Below are 15,993 nucleotides of genomic sequence, written 5' to 3' on the forward strand. Positions count from 1 at the left end.
ATGACCCTCTCGCGTCTGACTTTTGCCCTCCTGATCGCCGGCCTGGCCGTCGCCCCGCTACCGCTGTCCGCCGCCGTCGAGCCGGTACCCGCCAGCCAGGGCGACCAGCAGCAGGAACGCTGGACCATCAACCTCAAGGATGCGGACATTCGCGTCTTCATCGAGCAGATCGCCGACATCACCGGCGAGACCTTCATCATCGACCCTCGGGTCAAGGGCCAGGTGAGCGTCGTCTCCAGTACGCCGCTGACCCTGAGCGAGGTCTACCAGTTGTTCATGTCGGTGATGGCCACCCATGGCTTCAGCATCGTCACTCATGGCGAACAGGCGCGCATCGTGCCCAATGCCGAGGCCAAGGCCGAAGGAGGCGCCGCCGGCCGCACCGCGCCGGACAGATTGGAAACCCGCCTGCTGCAAGTCCAGCACAGCCCGGTGGCCGAGCTGATCCCGCTGATTCGGCCGTTGGTGCCGCAATACGGCCATCTGGCCGCCGTGCCGTCGGCGAACGCGCTGATCATCAGCGACCGCAGCGCCAATATCGAGCGCATCGAAGACCTGCTCAAGCAGCTGGACCGCAAGGGTGCGCATGACTACAGCGTGCTCAATCTGCAACACGCCTGGGTGATGGACGCCGCCGAAGTGCTGAACAACGCCATTGCCCGCGGCCAGGGCAAGGGCGCGGGATCGAGCACCCAGGTGATCGCCGACGCGCGCACCAACCGGCTGATCATCCTCGGCCCGCCGGACGCGCGCGCCAAGCTGGTTTCACTGGCCCAGGCGCTGGACACGCCGACCACCCGCTCGGCCAATACCCGAGTGATCCGTCTGCGCCACAACGACGCCAAGACCCTGGCCGAGACCCTCGGCGACATTTCCGAGAACCTCAAGACTGCCGCCGGCAGCGGCGAAGGCCAGGCCGGCGGCAAGCCGCAGAACATCCTGATTCGCGCCGACGAAAGCCTCAACGCCCTGGTGTTGCTGGCCGAGCCCGATCTGGTGGCGACCCTCGAAGACATCGTGCGCCAGCTCGACGTGCCGCGCGCCCAGGTCATGGTCGAGGCGGCCATCGTCGAGATTTCCGGCGACATCACCGACGCCCTCGGCGTGCAATGGGCCATCGACGGCCGTGGCAAAGGCAAGGGCGGCCTCGGCGGAACCAATTTCAGCGGCACCAACCTGTCAGTGGGCACGGTACTCAGCACCCTGCTGGATGACGATCCGAAAGTGCCGGAGCAACTCCCGGACGGCGCCATCATCGGCGTCGGCACCGACAAGTTCGGCATGCTGATCACCGCACTGTCCGCCAACAGCCGCAGCAACCTGCTCTCTACCCCGAGCCTGCTGACCCTGGACAACCAGGAAGCAGAAATCCTGGTGGGCCAGAACGTGCCGTTCCAGACTGGCTCCTATACCACCAACACCGATGGCGCGAACAATCCGTTCACCACCATCGAACGCCAGGACATCGGCGTAACCCTCAAGGTCACCCCGCACATCAACGAGGGCGCCACCCTGCGCCTGGAGATCGAGCAGGAGATTTCTTCCATCGCTCCCAGCGCCCAGACCCAGGGATTGGGAGCCGTGGACCTGATCACCAACAAGCGCTCGATCAAGAGCACCATCCTCGCCCAGGACGGCCAGGTGATCGTGCTCGGCGGTCTGATTCAGGATGACGTGACCAAGAGCAACTCCAAGGTCCCGCTGCTGGGCGACCTGCCGCTGATTGGCGGCCTGTTCCGCTCGACCAAGGACACCCACGTCAAGCGCAACCTGATGGTGTTCCTGCGGCCCACCGTGGTCCGCGACGGCGCCGGCCTGGCTGCCTTGTCCGGGAAGAAGTACAGCGATATCCGGGTGATCGAGGAGCAGACCACCGACCAGCGGCCGAGCATCCTGCCGCAGACGCCGATGCAACTGTTCGATGGCCAGGGCGAGCCGGCCATCGACCTGCGCGATCAAGCCCCCGCGCCGTAACGGTGCGACTCGCATGAAAAAGCCCCGGCCCGCAAAGGCCGGGGCTTTTCGTTTGTCGACTTACTTGTCTTCGTAGCGCTGGTGTTTGAAGAAGATGCCGTTGTCGCCAAAGGTCGAGGCTATGAAGGGCGACGTCAGCTCCAGCTCACCGATCTTGGTGGCACTGGCGCGGCGCTGGCTTGCGTAGCTCTGGCTGATCGAGGGAATGATCGACAGCTTGATCTTCGCCGAGGTGGCATACACGTCGTACAGCTTGGTTCCCGCCTCGAGCGACAGCAAATCCTGGCGGAAATCGTGCGGGGCGCTGGTGAAGCGATTCTTCACTTCCGTGCGCGGCACGAAATAGATCTGCGTCGGTGCCTTGACCTGGGTTACCGGCGTGCCGTCCTGGCGCACTTCGGCCAGATCGTCCAGACGCAGCTGGGTGGGCCGCAAGCTGACCGCCGAGAACAGCAACGTGGTGCCCAAGGTATCGTTCACCTCCGGCAGCACATACTGGGTCAGCTCGTTGGCGAAGAAGTCATGGTTGCCACCCTGTCCTGACAGGGTATACAGCGCCGATACGTTCTCCGACGGCTTGCCATCGACGAACAGCTTCCAGGCCAGCCCGGGGGCGAAGCCGCGATCGGCTGGATCGCCGGTCAGCGAGAGGCGCAGCAGGCCGTTGTCCGCGCCTTCGAACAGGCCGGAATAGCCATTGCCGGCAACCGGCACGAACTTGACCTTGGCCAGCGCACCATGGGCATGAATCGGCTTGGCGTAGCCTTCCGGCGCCACATCCTTGCGGTCCTTGACCTTGCTCCACAGGATCGAACCGATCAAGCCGCCCACATCCACCGGCGCCAGGGCCGGCAACTGATCATTGCCGTACTGGGTGCGCACCGCGCCGTTGACCCACAGGTTTTCCTGTTTGGCGGCTGCCGGCCAGCTTTCGTAGTCCTCGGGAATGTTCAGCCCCCAGGGCTTGAAGGCGTTATCGACGCCAACGAGGGTGCTGGCCAGTTGCGGATAGTGGCGCTCAAGCACCTGCACCATGCCGTTGTTCTCTACCCAGTCGATTCCCTCCTGGGTGTAGACCTCCGGCCGATAGTCCTTGGTATAGAAGCGGTCGGTCATCAGGCGGCGCGAGGCGTTCATGATGAAGATCTGGAACGCGGTCTCGCCGAAGCCGAAGCCATCCGGGCGCACCGTTTCGGCGAGCTGCCCGACCAGCGCGTCGATCAGTTCCACATCGTTGTTGTACAGCCGCTTGAGCTGGGCCAGGGTCTCCGGGTCCTTGGTCAGGTCTTCGAAGCGGGTGATCGGGTTCAGGCCGATCGCACGGCGGAACTCGTTGTAGCGTGGCACGCCCCGTTCGCGATCGCGCAGCACGTCGATGGTCGCCAGGTCGATATTGCCCACCAGCGGAATCGACAGGTTGCGCAGGAACTCCGGGTAGTTGTGCAGCGTCAGCGAGCCCGGATTGGTAATGCCGAAGGAGTACCACAGGCGCTCGGGGCGCTCATCGTGCAGGATGTTCTCCGCATTGCGGTCACGGGTGTCCTGCAGCGCAATGGAGCGCGCCACGCTGTTGGAACCGATGTCGTAGACCTCGACGTTGTCGCGCATCAACGGATGCATGCGATAGACCGCGACGAACTCCTCGGTCAGCGAGTACGGCACGCCGTAGTTGTTCGGTTTGGCCGAGCCGACGATGCCAGCGAAGGCATGGTCGATGGCCGAGCCGCCGACGCCGTCGGAGAGATTCGGGTCGAAACCGAGGATGCGCTTGACGAAGGAGTCGGAGCGCTCCAGGTCCTCCAGCAACATGCGCACTTCGGCCTGGTACTGATCCCGAGGCCCGCCGGCGCCGAGAATGCCCCACCAGTTGGCGTACATGGCGCGCTCGGTGATTGGATTGGCAATGATCGCCGGGGTCCATTCCACCGTATGGATCTTGGCCATCAGCGCCGAGTTGATCAGTCGCGCGCGGTCGTAGAGCCACTGGTCGCTCCGCCCGGGGTACTTCTGCTTGAGCATGCTGGCGATGGCGTTGTGCTCGAGGGTGAACAACTGGTGCAGCATGCTCAGGCCCAGCCACCAGTTCTCGCTGAAGCCGGTGATCGGCTTGCCGCTGAGCAGCTCGGTAGGCAGGCTGTTGTCCGGATTGATCTTTAGCTTTCCGTCGACGAAGGCGCGGATCTCATCGTTGACCTCCTTGCTGCTGCCATACAGCTGCGAGCCGTCCCACCAGTGGGTGTTGATGTTGCGATAGGTCTGCGGCTTACCGCTCTCCCCGGCGGTGCGGGTCGGGTCCGGCTGGGTACGGCGCACGGCCAGGCTGCCGCTGCCCAGAGGGTCGCCCGACGGCAGCGGGACCTGGATCGGGTTGTCGGCGACGCTCGGGCCGTGGTCGACCCAGTCGTGGATCATGAACTGGATCCAGGCCGCGGCGATGAAGTTGAGACTGGTGGCCGGCTTGAATTCCTTGCGTGCCATCAGGCTGTTGCTGACGTCCCGTGGGTTGGGTGTGAGCAACGTGTCGGCCTCGGTTTCCCCGTGGGTGATGGCGGTATCGACGTTGCGCCCGAAGCGGCGCAGCGCCGACCCCTCGGCGGGGTTTTCGAGGATGTTGCAGGTGCCATCCTCGGTACGAGCGGTGAGGCTGCGCTCGTCGCAGACAATGTCCGGGTTGTAGCGCGAATAATCCTCCACGTCGAACAGGTTGTTTTCGAATAGCGCCTGGCGCTCCACCGCCAGGGTGATCAATCCAGTCAGAATTCCCAAGGTTCCCAGCTTGGTCAAAGCCGGCCAAGTTACCCAGACAGCCATGGCTAATCTCCCATTTTTATTGTTCATGATCGGGTGCCGCGGTCGCGGCATTCGGAGCTTATGCGGGGGCGACCAGCCCTCCCCCCTCCCTGCGGAGGGGTGGCTGGCAATGGCCCAAGGCCAGGGAAGGCAGAGCCGCTACGCTTGGCGGCGAGCGTGCAGGTAGAGAATGGCGTCGGTGCGCCCGGAGACGTCCAGCTTCGAGTAGATGTTTTTCAGGTGCCACTTGGTGGTGGATAGCGCAATGCCCATGCGGGCGCTGATCTCGCTGTTGGACAGGCCGCCCAGCAGGTGGTCGACGATCTGGATTTCCTTGCCGGTCAGGACCGCCGCCACATCGAGACGGTCGCGGGGAGCCGAGGTGCACGACTCGGCGACCAGGAATTCGGCATAGAACTCCTGGTAGCGTTCGGGAATGTCCAACGGGGCGGATTGCAACAGCCCGAGCATGCCCTCGCCGAAGCCGGGCGCCTCGTCGAACACCGAACGGCTGATGTTGACGATGCCGTACTCCTCCACCAGCCGCCGCAGCGCGAGCAGTTGGCCATCGCGCCCCAGCTCGGGGGCGTTGATCACCAGCAGGTTGGCTTCGACCACCAACGCCCGCGCCTTGACCTCGCTCTGCCGCAGCGACTCGGCGAGCACCTTGAGAATCCGCCGTGCTCGTGCCTGCGCGCCGCGGGCCTGCAACCAGTAGGCGGCCGCCAGGCCGTAGCGTTCCCAGCTCTCGTCGTATGGCCTGGCGTTTTCCCAGCAGCCTTCGTCGATCATCTCAGCAATGCGATAGCGCTGGGCGATCACCTCCATGGCGCTGCTCTTGCCACTGACATAGGCCTGCCTGAGGCTCTCCTGGGCGACCTGGCTGACGAAACGCCCGTAGCTGCCCAGTTGCAGGATGCTGGAAAGCTGGTCCAGCAGCCGGCCGGCACGCACATGCAGCTGACGCCTGTGCAGCAACCGCGACAGGGTGATGTAGACGGTAACGATGGCCTCGGTGGCCGACGACGAGCTGACGACCGCAATCAGGTCCTCGCACAGTTGCTGGGCCTGGCCCAACTGATTCTGCTCATAGAGCGCAACGACCATCGCCGTTGCTCGGTTGACCCAGGCCGGGCTGGCCTTGTCTGTGCGCTCGTAGTCTAACGACACCTCCTTGCGGGCGCTGGTGGCACGCAGGGAGTTGCGATGGCACAGGGCGATGATCAGGTCGGCATAGCTTTCCAGGAAACTGTGCCCGCCCTGGGCCAGCAGGTCCTTGGCCTGCACCGCCAGGCGAATGGAGGAATCGACGCGGGCATCCATCAGGTGGTGATAGGCGATGACGGTCAGCGCCGGCCCGCGCACCTCCCTCGGCATGCCCGGCTCGAGCAAGGCATGGCATGACTCGTCCAGCGTGTCCTGCTGGAACAACTGCAGATTCAGGGACAGGAGCTGCTGGGTCGGCGCATCGAGGCGGGACGCCGGTTGCTCCTTCAGCGCATCCAGATAGTAGCGGGCCTGATGGAAGCGGCGCGAGAGAGTCAGTGCACCGATCAGCGGGGAGATCAGTCGGGGGTTGGCCAATACCTCGCTTTCCGGCAGCGGCTCGACCCACTTGAGGATTTCGCTGAACTGGCCGCAGCGAATCCAGGTATCGCAGCCCCGCTCCAACAGATGATTGAACAGCGCGCCATCGCCGCTGAGCTGCGCATGGTGCAATGCCTGGTCGTACTCGCCCTGCTCCAGGTAGAAGTGCGCCGCGCGGGCATGCAGGTCGCCGATGTGCCCGTGCTGTTCGACCACCAGCCGCTTGCTGAGCAAGTCGTGCAGCAATGCGTGATAGCGATACCAGCCAGGCTGGTTGTCCACCGGCAGCATGAATAGCTCGCGTGCCGCGATGTCCTCCAGTAACAGCGCAGACCCTGTGCGCTGCAGCACACGGTCGCAGATGGCGCCGTTGAATTTCTCGAATATCGCGCTGCGCAGGAAGAAGTCCCGCAGCGATGGCGACAACCGCTTCAGCACCACATGGCCAAAGTAGTCGACGATCTCCGGCTGGCTGCCGTTGAAGCGCTCCAGCGCGATGGTGCCGAAGCGTGCGCAGGCCAGCAGCGCCATCTTGATACCGGTCATCCAGCCCTCGGTCATCACCAGCAGGCTGTCGATGTAGCCGTCGGTCAGCTCCGGCCCACCCAGATGGGCATTCAGTTGGCGGATTTGCGAGGCATCCATGCGCAGGTCGTGCTGGTCGATGCTTAGCAGGCGGTTCTCCAGCTTCAAGCGGCTGAGGGCGATGTCCGGATGGTTGCGGCTGGAGATGATCATCCGCACGTTCGGCGGCAAGCGCTCCAGCAGCGACGCCATGACGTCCAGAATGACCGGCTGGCGGACGTGCTGGAAGTCGTCGAGCACGATGAACAAGCCATCGTCGATGCGCTCCAGCGCATCGGCCAGGTATTCGCCGACGATGACCGGCGACAAGGGCATCTGGTTGTCGAACGGGTTGAACCAGGACAGGTCGAAGTCCGTTACCTGGGCCCGAATGCGCACCAGCAGACGGCGGAAGAAGCGCACCGGATCGTCATCCCGCGCCTGGACCGGATAGTGCACCACCGCCCGGGTGGTATGGCGGGCCTGCCATTGCGCCAACAGGGTGGACTTGCCCGACCCCGCGGGGGCCAGGAGCAATGTCAGCGGATAGTGCTCGGCACGGCACAGCAGTTTCAGCAGGTCTTCCCGTGGAATGCCGCCGGGAAGCACGGCGGCCATGTCTCGGCAATCCATACTCGATACCTGTCAGGCTTGTCCTCTTCTCGCCAGGGCCTGAACGGTTGCAACGCCCTGGGCGAACCCGTCGCGGCGGACCAGCGAAACCAGGGCACCGGACGCAGTTGGGACAGATCATTTCCCACGGCATTCCCCCGGCGCTGCCGAACTTCCGGCCGGCAGCCAAGTTCCCCGCAACGGGCACTCGGTACGAAAAGAAGCACGCGGCCGTTGTGCTCGGAGAGTGAGGTCGGCAGGTCGCCGTTAGGCTGGTAGGCGCACGTCGTCTAGGCTACGCGCTGCGCAAGGGACGCCAGGCATCGCGGGGAGCGGCCTTTCAGTGAACAGGTGTTTCCTTATTTCTCAGCAACAAGGACTGCCTGTGCTGAGTACCAGGCTCGGGGATATGTGACAGGCGGCGCAAATCCGGCAAACGACGGCAGCCGCTTGCCGGGCAGGGCTCAGAGCGCGGCGAGCCCGCGGACCAGGTCAGCCTTGAGGTCCGCCACATCCTCCAACCCGACCGCCACGCGGATCAGGCTGTCGCGAATGCCGGCGGCAGCCCGGTCCTCCGGCGAAAGCCGGCCGTGGGTGGTGGTCGCCGGATGGGTGATGGTGGTCTTGCTGTCGCCGAGGTTGGCGGTGATCGAGATCAACCGGGTGGCGTCGATGAAGCGCCAGGCGCCCTCCTTGCCACCCTTCACCTCGAAACTGAGCACCGCGCCGAAGCCGCTCTGCTGACGCTTGGCCAGCTCCTGCTGGGCGTGGCTGGCCAGGCCGGCATAGTAGACCCTCTCCACGCCGGGCTGGGTTTCCAGCCACTCGGCCAGGGCCTGGGCGCTGGCGCAATGGGCCTGCATGCGCAGGCGCAGCGTTTCCAGCCCCTTGAGGAACACCCAGGCATTGAACGGGCTGAGTGTCGGACCGGCGGTGCGCAGGAAACCGACCACTTCCTTCATCTGCTCGGCACGACCGGCCACCACCCCGCCGAGGCAACGCCCCTGGCCGTCGATGAACTTGGTCGCCGAGTGGATGACGATATCTGCGCCGAGGGCCAGCGGCTTCTGCAGCACCGGGGTACAGAAGCAGTTGTCCACGGCCAGCAGAACGCCCTTGGCATGAGCGATTTCCGCCAGCGCCGCGATATCCACCAGCTCGACCAGCGGATTGGAGGGCGACTCGACGAACAGCAATCGGGTGTTCGGCTTGCAGGCCTTCTCCCAGGCACCCAGATCGCCAAGCGTCACGTAGTCCACCTGGATGCCGAAGCGCTTGAAGTACTTCTCGAACAGCGTGACCGTGGCACCGAACACGCTGCGGGAAACCAGGATATGGTCACCCGCGCTGCACAGGCTCATCACCGTGGCAAGAATCGCCGACATGCCGGAGGCGGTCGCCACCGCCTGCTCGGCCCCTTCCAGCGCGGCGATACGTTCCTCGAACGCCCGCACCGTCGGGTTGGTATAGCGCGAGTAGACATTGCCCGGCACTTCGCCAGCGAAGCGGGCCGCCGCATCGGCAGCGCTGCGAAACACGTAGCTGGACGTGAAGAACAACGGCTCGCCATGCTCGCCTTCCGGCGAGCGGTGCTGGCCGGCGCGTACCGCCAGGGTATCGAAGGCCGCGCCTTCTAAATCGCTGTCGAGGCGTCCGGCATCCCAGTCTTGACTCATCTCACCTACCCTGCTTCCAGCCGCAAGCCACCTGGCTGCCGGCTCAGTTGTTGTACAGATCGATAATGGCGCTGACCGCGTTGGCCTTGACCTTGGAGGCGTCGTTGCGCGCCTGCTCGATCTTGTTCAAATAGACTTCGTTGACGTCGCCGGTGATGTAGCGGCCATCGAACACCGAGCTGTCGAAGCCCTGGATGTTCGGGTTGCCTTCCTGCACCGCCTCGATCAGGTCCTCGATGTCCTGGTAGATCAGCCAGTCCGCACCGATCAGCTCGGCCACTTCCTCGGTGCTGCGGTTATGGGCGATCAGTTCGTGGGCGCTGGGCATGTCGATGCCATAGACATTCGGATAACGCACCGCCGGCGCGGCCGAGCAGAAATAGACGTTCTTCGCCCCGGCTTCGCGGGCCATCTGGATGATCTGCTTGCAGGTGGTACCGCGCACGATGGAGTCGTCCACCAGCAGCACGTTCTTGCCGCGGAACTCCAGTTCGATGGCATTGAGTTTCTGCCGCACGGATTTCTTCCGCGCTGCCTGCCCCGGCATGATGAAGGTACGGCCGATGTAGCGGTTCTTCACGAAGCCTTCGCGAAATTTCACGCCGAGACGATTCGCCAGCTCCAGCGCCGAGGTACGGCTGGTATCGGGAATCGGAATGACCACGTCGATATCGTGCTCGGGGCGCTCGCGCAGGATTTTCTCGGCCAGCTTCTCGCCCATGCGCAGGCGCGCCTTGTATACCGAGATGCCATCCATGATGGAGTCGGGGCGAGCGAGGTAGACATGCTCGAAGATGCACGGCGAGTAGACCGGATTGGTCGAGCACTGGCGGGTATAGAGCTTGCCGTCCTCGGTAATGTAGACGGCCTCGCCCGGCGCCAGGTCGCGGATCAGGGTAAAGCCGAGCACATCGAGGGACACGCTCTCCGAGGCAATCATGTATTCGACGCCTTCGTCGGTGTGGCGCTGGCCGAAGACGATCGGGCGAATGGCATTGGGATCGCGGAAACCGACGATGCCGTAGCCGGTGATCATCGCCACCACTGCGTAACCACCCCGGCAGCGCTGGTGCACCTCGCTCACCGCGGCGAACACGTCTTCCTCGGTCGGCTGCAGCTTGCCGCGCTGGGCCAGCTCATGGGCGAACACATTGAGCAGCACTTCCGAATCGGAATTGGTGTTCACATGGCGCAGGTCGGACTCGTAGATTTCCTTGGCCAACTGCTCGACGTTGGTCAGGTTGCCGTTGTGCGCCAGGGTAATGCCGTAAGGCGAGTTCACATAAAACGGCTGTGCCTCGGCCGAACTGGAGCTGCCGGCGGTGGGATAGCGCACATGCCCGATGCCCATGTGGCCGACGAGGCGCTGCATGTGGCGCTGCTGGAACACGTCGCGCACCAAGCCGTTGTCCTTGCGCAGGAACAACCGGCCGTCATGGCTGGTCACGATACCGGCAGCGTCCTGGCCGCGATGCTGAAGGACGGTAAGCGCGTCGTACAGCGCTTGGTTGACGTTCGACTTACCGACGATTCCGACGATGCCACACATGTGACGCAACCCCTGCTAGTAGTTCAGCTAATTCTGGACGCTGGCGCGAACGCCACACGCCCTTCTATCGGCGGCCTCAGCTCTGCGAACCGAGACCGTTGGCGATCCATTGGCTGGAGAGCCCAAGAATCAGGTTCTTCGACCAGTCTGCGACCATGAGGAAATGCGGCAGCAGGGTCGACTGCTGCCACCACGGGTCCTGCTGTACCGGTGCCAGGCTGAGCAGGCCGACCAGGACCACCACGAGCAAGGCTCCGCGCGCCGCGCCGAAAACCATGCCAAGCAGGCGATCGGTACCAGAAAGTCCGGTGACGCGGATCAACTCGCCGATCAGGAAATTGATCAGGGCGCCCACCAGCAGGGTAGCGACGAAGAGTATCGCGCAAGCGGCTATCACCCGCGCAGACGGTGTTTCGATGAATTCGGTGAGATGCTGCGACAGCGCGCCACCGAACATCCAGGCGACGATCCCGGCAACGATCCAGGTAACCAGCGACAGGGCTTCCTTGACGAAGCCACGCTTCAAGCTGATCAGGCTGGAAACGGCGATGATGGCAATGAATGCCCAATCGACCCAGGTGAAAGTCACGGTGCAGCCTACAGACAGAAAAGGCGCTGCATTTTAGCAGAGCCCTTGCCGAGGGGTAAGCCAGGGATTGCAGCGAGGGCCGGCGGCGCCGCGCGGTTCAACCTCGCTCCGGCTGGAAGCGCACCACGAAACCGTCGAGCTTGTGCTGGCGACCGAGCACATCGCGCAGGCGATTGGCCTCGGCGCGCTCGATCACCGGGCCGACGAACACACGGTTCATGCCGTCGGCAGTGCGGATATAGGCGTTATAGCCCTGGCTGCGCAGGGTCTTCTGCAGTTTTTCCGCGCTGTCACGATTGGACAGGCTGGCAAGCTGCACCGACCAACTGATGGGCAGGCTGTTTTCGTCAAGACGGCTGGCCGTTGCCGACGCAGGTACGGCGCTCGGCTCGACGACCGGCGCTTGAGTAGCCTGCTCAGGCGGGGTCGGCGGCTCGGCGGGCTCCACCGCGCTGGACTCCGGCTCTAGCGGCACGGGCTCCTCGAGCAGGACCTGGGGCTCGGGCACGGCCACCGGTTGCAACTCGATCGCCGGCATGGCAGGGGTATCCGGCATCGGCGGAGCATCCACCACTACCCGCCGAGTCTCATCCTCGCGGGAAAACAACATTGGTAGAAAGATCACTGCCAGCGCCACCAGCACCAAGGCGCCGACCATTCGCTGCTTGAGCCCCTTATCCAGCAAAGCCATCCCCCGCAACCCCCTCCAGCCAAGCCAAGGCTTCGGCCACGCAATAGAAAGACCCGAACACCAGAATCTCATCCTCGGCGCTAGCCTCGGCGCATTGCGCCTCGATAGCAGCCACCACGTCGGCATGCGAACTGACGCTCGCGCCGAGATTCAGAAGCGCCGCCTCGAGTTCGGCCGCGGGGCGGCTGCGCTCGGTAGGCAACGGTGCAACCGCCCAGTGGTGGATCGTACCGGCCAGGGCTCTGGTCACGCCCTGTAGATCCTTGTCGGCTAGCAGACCGAATACCGCCAGGCGCCGCCCCGATAATGGCTTGCCGTCCAGACGCCGCGCCAGGTACTCGGCAGCATGGGGATTATGCCCAACATCGAGCAACAGCGTGAGTGACTTGCCGCGCCAATTCACGCGACGTCTTTCGAGGCGCCCACTGACCCGCGCCCGTCCCAGCGCGCCAGCGAGTCGCGCCGGCTGCCAGGGCAGATCGAGCAAGGCATAGGCCTGCAGCGCCAGCGCGGCGTTTTCCATCGGCAGGTCGAGCAATGGCAGGTCATGCAGTTCCAGCATTTCCCCGGCACGATCCAGGCCTCGCCAGTGCCAGCCGTGTTCACCAATGGCCAGGTCATAGTCGCGCCCACGCAGGAAGAACGGCGATGCCAGCTCCGCCACGCGCGCCAAGAGCGGCGCCGGAGGGTCCAGATCACCGCACAGCGCCGGCTTTCCGGCACGGAACAGACCGGCCTTTTCCGTGGCCACCGATTCGCGGGTGTCGCCCAGCCATTCGGCGTGGTCCAGGCCAATGCTGGTCACCAGCGCCAGGTCGGCGTCGACCAGATTGACTGCATCCAGGCGACCGCCAAGACCGACCTCCAGCACCGCCGCATCGAGTGAGGACCGCTCGAACAGCCAGAATGCCGCCAGGGTACCCATCTCGAAGTAGGTCAGGGTGACGTCGCCACGCGCCGCTTCGACGGCAGCGAAGGCCTCGCACAAAGCCGCATCGCTCGCTTCCTGGCCGGCGATCTGCACCCGCTCGTTGTAGCGCAGCAGGTGCGGAGAGCTGTAGACGCCGACCTTCAGTCCCTGCTCTTCGAGCAGCGCGGCGAGCATTGCGCAGGTCGAGCCCTTGCCGTTGGTACCGGTGACCGAAATCACCAGCGGTGCTGGCCGTCCCAGGCCGAGTCGGCCGGCAACAACCTGCAAGCGCTCCAGCCCCATGTCGATCGCCGCGGGGTGGAGCTGCTCAAGATAGGCCAGCCAGTCGGCCAGGGAGCGCGAAGTCATGCGCTGGCCGGCAGTTGCAGCGGCGATGGCTGCCCCATCAACTGGGCCAGCAGTTGCGCCAGTCGTGGGCGCATTTCGGCGCGCGGCACGATCATGTCGATGGCGCCGTGATCGAGGAGAAACTCGCTGCGCTGGAAGCCTTCCGGCAGCTTCTCGCGTACGGTCTGCTCGATTACCCGTGGGCCGGCGAAGCCGATCAGCGCGCGCGGCTCGGCCAGGATCACATCGCCGAGCATGGCCAGACTGGCGGAAACCCCGCCATAGACCGGGTCGGTCAGCACGGAAATGAATGGAATGCCTTCCTCACGCAGCCGCGCCAGAACGGCGGAGGTCTTGGCCATTTGCATCAGGGAAATCAACGCCTCCTGCATGCGTGCGCCCCCCGAGGCAGAGAAGCACACCAGCGGGCAACGCTGTTCGAGCGCGACATTGGCGGCCCGCACGAAGCGCTCGCCAACCACCGCCCCCATCGAGCCGCCCATGAAGGAAAACTCGAAGGCGGCAGCGACAATCGGCATGCCTTGCAGAGTGCCGCGCATGGCGATCAGCGCATCCTTCTCACCGGTCTGTTTTTGCGCAGCGGCGAGGCGATCCTTGTACTTCTTGCCATCGCGGAATTTCAAACGGTCCACCGGCTCGAGATCCGCACCGATCTCCTCGCGACCTTCGGCATCCAGGAAGATGTCCAGGCGACTGCGGGCGTCGATGCGCATGTGGTGGTGGCACTTCGGGCAGACATCCAGCGTCTTTTCCAGCTCCGGCTTGTACAGCACCGCCTCGCAGGACGGACACTTGTGCCAGAGCCCTTCGGGCACGGAACTCTTCTGCACCTCGGAACGCATGATCGAGGGAATCAGTTTGTCGACCAGCCAGTTGCTCATGCTTCAGTTCTCCTTAGCTGTCAGACCCAGACGCGCTGCGCCAAGGGCCCCGCGCAAGTCCTTGAAAAAATTCATGGTGATGGCCTTGGCCAAGGCCGTCCCGGTCCTGCACCCATCCACAGCCCGGTCGGCCCAACGAAATGGCGCCGGCTTGTCGCCGACGTACGCTAATGGACGGCATGTGGGCACAGCCCGTCACATGACCGATCAAGGCTGGCCCTTTCCAGAGCGATCAAGCGGACCACGCCGCACCTCGCGCAGGAAAGCGCGGATCTTTTCCGGGTCCTTGATCCCCCGACCGGCCTCCACCCCGCCACTGACATCGACGGCGTAGGGCCGCACCTGGGTTATGGCCGCACGAACATTTTCCGCACAGAGACCGCCGGCCAGGATTATCGGCTTGTCCAGCCCCGACGGGATCAGCGACCAGTCGAACGCCTCGCCGGTGCCGCCAGGCACGCCAGGTACATAGGTATCGAGAAGAATGCCCGAGGCATTGGCGTAGCTGGCCACCTGAGCGGCGATGTCCTCGCCCGGCTTGACTCGCAGAGCCTTGATGAACGGGCGGCCATGACCCTCGCAATCCGATGGCTGCTCATCGCCGTGGAATTGCAGCAGGTCGAGCGGCAGCGCATCGAGGATTTCCCCCAGCTCGCACCGAGTGGCATTCACGAACAGGCCAACCGCGGTCACGAACGGCGGCAGGGCTGCCAGGATTTCCCGCGCCTGCTGCACGCCCAGCGCTCTGGGGCTCGGCGGATAGAACACCAGGCCGATGGCATCCGCACCGGCCTCCACGGCGGAGAGAGCGTCTTGGACGCGGGTAATGCCACAGATTTTGCTGCGAACGACTGACAACGTGCCGGCACCTGCGCAATAGGGACTTGGATGGTAACAAAAGGAATGCAACCTGCAAGCCAGCAAGGCATTCCCATGCCGTCTCAGAAGCTTTCCGGCAACCCAGAGAGAAAGTGCGGCCCCAGATAGCGCTCGGGCAGAACGAACTCTTCGGGGTATTCGACCCGTACCAGATAGAGCCCGTAAGGATGGGCCGTCACACCGCCAGTGCGACGAACTCGACTCGCGAGCACCTCTTCGGCCCATTCCACTGGCCGCTCGCCAGCGCCAATAGTCATCAGCACGCCAGCAATGTTGCGCACCATATGATGGAGGAAGGCATTGGCCCGTATGTCGAGGACGATGAAGCGTCCGTGCTCGAGCAGGTGCAGATGATGCACGGTCTTGACCGGCGACTTGGCTTGGCACTGACGGGCACGAAAAGCACTGAAATCGTGGGTACCGACCAGGGCCTTGGCCGCCAGGCGCATTCGCTCGACATCCAGCGGCCGATGGTTCCAAGTGACTTCCTCGGCCATATGCGCTGGGCGGATATGGTCGTTATAGATCACATAGCGGTAACGCCGTGCCACGGCACTGAAACGCGCATCGAAGTGCAGCGGCATCTGCTTGGCCCAGGTGATGCTGATGTCCCCGGGCAGGTTCATGTTGGCACCCATGATCCAGCTATGCATGCTGCGCTCGACCGGGGTATCGAAATGCACCACCTGGCCGCTGGCATGTACCAGGGCATCGGTGCGACCGGCACAGCTGAGGGTGACGGAGCCGCCGCCTGCAACCTTGGAAAGCGCCCTTTCCACATGCTCCTGCACGGAAGGCACGCCGGCACGCTGGCGTTGCCAACCACGATAACGGGAGCCCTTGTATTCGACGCCAAGAGCGATTCTGAAAACGCCAGCGGCAGCCGTTTCGGCTGCCGCTGCGGGTACTGCTTCGCTCATGG

At 64.1% G+C, this 15,993-nt stretch carries 11 protein-coding genes; 1 reads left to right on the forward strand and 10 read right to left on the reverse strand.

Annotation, left to right across the window (positions count from 1 at the left end; translation table 11 throughout):
* Complete coding sequence (gene gspD / locus ACWKV7_RS03115) at window positions 1–1,974, forward strand: type II secretion system secretin GspD (RefSeq protein ID WP_483856164.1); 1,974 nt, start codon at window positions 1–3, stop codon at window positions 1,972–1,974.
* A 60-nt stretch (window positions 1,975–2,034) separates the two neighbouring features.
* Here the strand turns inward: gspD and ACWKV7_RS03120 are convergent, their stop codons facing one another.
* The 10 genes from ACWKV7_RS03120 to truA form a co-directional block, all read right to left on the reverse strand.
* The gene (locus ACWKV7_RS03120) at window positions 2,035–4,785 is read right to left on the reverse strand and encodes a peroxidase family protein (RefSeq protein ID WP_483856165.1); all 2,751 of its coding nucleotides are present in this window, start codon (window positions 4,783–4,785) and stop codon (window positions 2,035–2,037) included.
* Window positions 4,786–4,923: 138 nt separating this feature from the next.
* Window positions 4,924–7,533 carry a winged helix-turn-helix domain-containing protein gene (locus ACWKV7_RS03125; protein ID WP_483856166.1) on the reverse strand — a complete coding sequence of 870 codons (2,610 nt, stop codon included), beginning with the start codon at window positions 7,531–7,533 and terminating at the stop codon, window positions 4,924–4,926.
* A 458-nt stretch (window positions 7,534–7,991) separates the two neighbouring features.
* Entirely contained in the window at window positions 7,992–9,203 is a 1,212-nt protein-coding gene (locus ACWKV7_RS03130) for an O-succinylhomoserine sulfhydrylase (protein ID WP_483856167.1), read from the reverse strand.
* A gap of 43 nt (window positions 9,204–9,246) precedes the next feature.
* Complete coding sequence (gene purF / locus ACWKV7_RS03135) at window positions 9,247–10,752, reverse strand: amidophosphoribosyltransferase (protein WP_483856168.1); 1,506 nt, start codon at window positions 10,750–10,752, stop codon at window positions 9,247–9,249.
* A 76-nt stretch (window positions 10,753–10,828) separates the two neighbouring features.
* On the reverse strand, window positions 10,829–11,341 hold the full coding sequence (locus ACWKV7_RS03140; RefSeq protein WP_483856169.1) for a CvpA family protein: 513 nt from the start codon (window positions 11,339–11,341) through the stop codon (window positions 10,829–10,831).
* A 97-nt stretch (window positions 11,342–11,438) separates the two neighbouring features.
* Window positions 11,439–12,032, reverse strand: coding sequence for an SPOR domain-containing protein (locus ACWKV7_RS03145; RefSeq protein ID WP_483856170.1), 594 nt, complete (start codon window positions 12,030–12,032; stop codon window positions 11,439–11,441).
* A complete protein-coding gene (gene folC / locus ACWKV7_RS03150; protein ID WP_483856171.1) occupies window positions 12,016–13,311 on the reverse strand; it encodes a bifunctional tetrahydrofolate synthase/dihydrofolate synthase in 1,296 nt (431 codons plus the stop codon). Before folC ends, ACWKV7_RS03145 begins: the two co-directional genes overlap by 17 nt.
* A complete protein-coding gene (accD, locus tag ACWKV7_RS03155; protein WP_483856172.1) occupies window positions 13,308–14,192 on the reverse strand; it encodes an acetyl-CoA carboxylase, carboxyltransferase subunit beta in 885 nt (294 codons plus the stop codon). The genes folC and accD overlap by 4 nt, the downstream gene beginning before the upstream one ends.
* Window positions 14,193–14,399: 207 nt before the next feature.
* Complete coding sequence (locus tag ACWKV7_RS03160; protein WP_483856173.1) at window positions 14,400–15,050, reverse strand: phosphoribosylanthranilate isomerase; 651 nt, start codon at window positions 15,048–15,050, stop codon at window positions 14,400–14,402.
* An 83-nt stretch (window positions 15,051–15,133) separates the two neighbouring features.
* Entirely contained in the window at window positions 15,134–15,991 is an 858-nt protein-coding gene (gene truA, locus ACWKV7_RS03165) for a tRNA pseudouridine(38-40) synthase TruA (protein WP_483856174.1), read from the reverse strand.
* Between the last annotated feature and the right edge of the window lie 2 nt (window positions 15,992–15,993).

Source organism: Zestomonas ipomoeae, from assembly GCF_057128665.1.

Coding starts and splice junctions, on each gene's coding strand:
- gspD (WP_483856164.1), top strand. CDS start 1: ATGACCCTCTCGCGTCTGACTTTTGCCCTCCTGATCGCCGGCCTGGCC.
- ACWKV7_RS03120 (WP_483856165.1), bottom strand. CDS start 4,785: ATGGCTGTCTGGGTAACTTGGCCGGCTTTGACCAAGCTGGGAACCTTG.
- ACWKV7_RS03125 (WP_483856166.1), bottom strand. CDS start 7,533: ATGGCCGCCGTGCTTCCCGGCGGCATTCCACGGGAAGACCTGCTGAAA.
- ACWKV7_RS03130 (WP_483856167.1), bottom strand. CDS start 9,203: ATGAGTCAAGACTGGGATGCCGGACGCCTCGACAGCGATTTAGAAGGC.
- purF (WP_483856168.1), bottom strand. CDS start 10,752: ATGTGTGGCATCGTCGGAATCGTCGGTAAGTCGAACGTCAACCAAGCG.
- ACWKV7_RS03145 (WP_483856170.1), bottom strand. CDS start 12,032: ATGGCTTTGCTGGATAAGGGGCTCAAGCAGCGAATGGTCGGCGCCTTG.
- folC (WP_483856171.1), bottom strand. CDS start 13,311: ATGACTTCGCGCTCCCTGGCCGACTGGCTGGCCTATCTTGAGCAGCTC.
- accD (WP_483856172.1), bottom strand. CDS start 14,192: ATGAGCAACTGGCTGGTCGACAAACTGATTCCCTCGATCATGCGTTCC.
- truA (WP_483856174.1), bottom strand. CDS start 15,991: ATGAGCGAAGCAGTACCCGCAGCGGCAGCCGAAACGGCTGCCGCTGGC.